General features: G+C 48.0%; 2 protein-coding genes and 1 pseudogene. All 3 read left to right on the top strand.

The window, feature by feature from the left end; genetic code table 11:
• The first annotated feature begins 269 nt into the window (after positions 1-269).
• Entirely contained in the window at positions 270-1070 is an 801-nt protein-coding gene (locus HKD27_RS16145) for an ABC transporter permease (protein WP_194690207.1), read from the top strand.
• A gap of 146 nt (positions 1071-1216) precedes the next feature.
• Positions 1217-3154, top strand: a complete 1938-nt coding sequence (locus HKD27_RS16140) for a glycoside hydrolase family 66 protein (RefSeq protein WP_194690208.1) — start codon at positions 1217-1219, stop codon at positions 3152-3154.
• Between the two features lie 321 nt (positions 3155-3475).
• Positions 3476-3575, top strand: a pseudogene (locus HKD27_RS16135) (IS5/IS1182 family transposase); the annotation flags it as partial.

Genomic DNA, 3575 nt, shown 5'->3' with positions numbered 1-3575 from the left:
TCCGTCAGATCGCCTCGTGTCATGCCTGTTCTCTCTGCCCGCTATCCCACAGCCAGAAAGTGAATCACATTTTGCCACAGACTGATAAGTCTTTTGTCAACGCAACCTGGGCTCTTGCTATCATCCAGCCTTCGAATCACAAAACCATAGAATTTTCTTATTTTTGAGTGGTAACCGGTAGAAGAGGGCGTTAAACAAATTTGAAAATGTTTTCTTGCATATAAGCCTTTATAATATAAGGCGACGAAATCGCTAGGAATTATGGACCCGTGCCAGCAACTACGAACATCCGGCAACTAATACATTTTTTCACTGTGCAATATAATGTTATCGTTGCTTTGATATTTCGTGAGCTTAATACGAGGTTTGGGCGGGAAAACATCGGTTTTTTATGGTTTGCTGGAGAGCCTGCACTTTTCTGCGCGGGTGTTGCAATTGTCTGGACCGCAATACGCTCACATTTCGAGCACGGTCTTCCGATGACTGCCATCGTCATTACTGGCTACGTCCCATTGACTATGTGGCGACATTGTATCGGTCGTGCGACTAAAGCTTTTGAGGCTAATGGCAGCCTGCTCTTTCACAGGCAAGTAACTCCTGTGGATATTATAACCGCTAGGATGTATTTAGAAATAATAGGGACTATTGCTGGCGGCATGGTTGTTTATTTTTCAGCGTTTGTTCTTGGTTATATTCAGCTTCCTGCATCTTGGGGGCTTGTTATTTTAGGTTTATTTTTTCAGTCTTGGTTTTCTTTTAATACCGGATTACTTGTTGCGTCACTTTCTGAACGTACAGAATTTCTCGAAAAAGTAGTTGGTATGTTTTCTTATCTGGCTCTTCCTTTGACAGGTGCTTTTGTCATGGTTGACTGGGTGCCGCAGAAATATCGCTGGATTCTCATGTCATCCCCAAGTTCGGAAGCAGTCGAGATGATTCGCGGCGGACAGTTTGGGTTCTATGCCCATGCGCATTATGATATCATATACACGATAGAGGTTAATTTTATACTAACAATTATCGGCCTTCATTTGACCATGACTGTTAAAAAATACATCACGATTCAGTAGCTTATTATTGTTATGGGCCTCATTAATCACGATTATATGTAAGTATGATGATTAAGTCGCAGGGTTCATTATAAACTCGGTGCATATTTTTATGCATTCCTTTGTGGTTTTAGTATTTCGTATATCTTCTTCCTGAGAGAGCGTAGATGGTCAGAAAATTATTCTTAGCACTGGCTGGGCTGATTCCCTTTGTGGCTAACGCTGAGCCTCATTTATCTGGGTCACTCATACAATCGGTGAACACCAATTTCTCGCATTATCGAGGTGGCGAACGGATCCGTATGGCGGTCACGTTGTCCAATCAAACAGGCGCACTTTTTACGGGGCGTGTAATTGGGATTGTCACCGGGCGGGGCGTTAAGATTGGCGATCCGGTTGCTATTTCTGTTTCCGGACTGGGGGTTGGTGCAACAGCAACGGCAGAATTCGATTTCCCATCCAGTAGTACGAACTGGCAGGGTTATTTCGTCGATCTGATTGCGGTCGATCAGAATGGACATCAGATTGATCAGGAAGCCAGCGCATTTGATGTCTCTTCCGACTGGTGGACCTATCCTCGGCAATGTTGGGTTGTCGGTGCGTACACTGATTGGGGAGGGTGGAAACCAAACCTGTTCGGAACACCTCAACAGGACTTACAGAGCCTTAATGCCTACAAGTGCAATAACCTCCAGTTCTATAATATGCTCTACAGATGGCATCAGCCTTGGGTTAAGAGTTCTTCTTGGATCAACGGTGACGGTGAGAATATCAGTGTAGATCTGATTCAACGACACCTCGCGGCAGCGAGGTCTTTGCGTATGGGTACTCTTATGTACATGCCCCTGTACGCAGCAAACGTCGGAATCGCTCCTAATTTCCTTCGTGATGGATCTGGCGCGCAGCTGTCATGGGGGGCATTTACGAGGGCTTGTGGATCTAACTGTAAGATCGCTGATCTGTGGCATGACGGGTTTTCCAATATAGGCGTCATGAACCCGAATAACACATCATGGCAGACATATTGGGGGAAGCAGGCAGAGATCATGCGCCAAAGGCTCGGCTTTGATGGCATGTTTGTTGATACTTATGGGACCATTAATACGCCACTTTGGGATTGGTCAGCAAACCGCATCATAATGGACAAGGCCTATTCCTCTTTCCTAAAAACGGTGCAGAGATATGTGCAGGGGCCAATGGTTCTTAACCCTGCTGGATCGTACAATGAGCAGGATTTGGTGCGGTCTGGACGTGAAACATATCATTTTGTCGAGCGGTGGAATAACCCTTCTGATATTGGAAATTTCAGCGATCTTATGACCAAAGCGCGACAGGTTTGGGGATGGGCGAACCGGATGCCGAATAATATCGGCCTCGACTGGGACATGGGTATGAACAAGACGGTCGGCGCGTCAAAGGCGTGCTCCATCAACGGCGGCCCCATTGCCTGTACCTTCAATACACCAGGAGTCCTATATCAGGAGGCGGCTGATCTCGCGACAGGCTCACATCATGCTTGGATTGTGGATGGCGAGCAGGAAGTTGGTGATGGTGCTCGCTTTATCAGCAATGATGATTTTCCGATCGGAAACATGCTTAGTCCGAAGCGGGATATGGTGCAGGGTGAGTATGATTATCAAAATTTCGGGGTGGCCTATGAAAAGCTACTGCGTCTGAACATCCACCCGTCGAAGGCATCGGCCCCCTCAATTGTGTCAGGTGCGAAAGGCAGTACGACTGCTGCAGCCGGGTCAGTGTGGCTTTTCCAAAACCATCGCAGCGGTTTTGATATCCTGCATTTATTAAATTACCAGCAGATAAGTAGCGCGTCGTTTAACGATGTGAATGATAACGCGGGCAATGCGGCCGCGCCGACTCCAACTGGTTCGCTTCAGCTTAAGATGTATTACACACCTGGCGGAAGGCTCGGCGACCTCTATACGGCTAGCCCTGATGTAAGTCATGGTGTGCCGGTTAAGCTGGCTTATGTAAAGGGCTCGAATAGTTCAGGTGATTATATCACCTTCACTCTGCCATCCCTCAAATTTTGGGACATGGTGTGGCTTGAAAACGGTGTGGCCTTCAGCGATTATGAAACGCCTTGATGGTGGGCATCATCAATCTTATGAGCGGGTTCTATACTGTAGGCTTGCTTACGGATTGTGGTGACACGCCCTGCGTCACACAAAAATGCGCCAATCCAGCATGCGTGAGACGTTCCCCGGTCACAGACGATATAGATCGGTGAGTGCGGCAGATCGTCGAAGCGGGCATAAGCGGACGGCAGTTCGTGCGCCTAGCCGGGTGGCGGTGTGAAGGACAGCGCCCTGCCATGTCTGGTTGCGGCTACGCAGACCTGGAGGGTTCGAAGAACCCCTGGCTCTGAACTGTTAGCTGTGATGCCATCGTTAGTGTGCTGATGGAAGATGAAGCAGCCCGGTTTCTTTGATGTTGAGGAGCGGCTGGCGCGTCTGAGCGGTCTTGGTGATCAACTTGAAGCCTTTTCCCGGGCTGTGGATTTTGAAG

Source organism: Gluconobacter sp. R75690, assembly GCF_015244525.1.
In the GTDB taxonomy this organism is placed as follows: domain Bacteria; phylum Pseudomonadota; class Alphaproteobacteria; order Acetobacterales; family Acetobacteraceae; genus Gluconobacter; species Gluconobacter potus.
The sequence above is the reverse complement of the archived record's forward strand: the minus strand, read 5'-3'. Positions and strand labels throughout refer to the sequence as shown.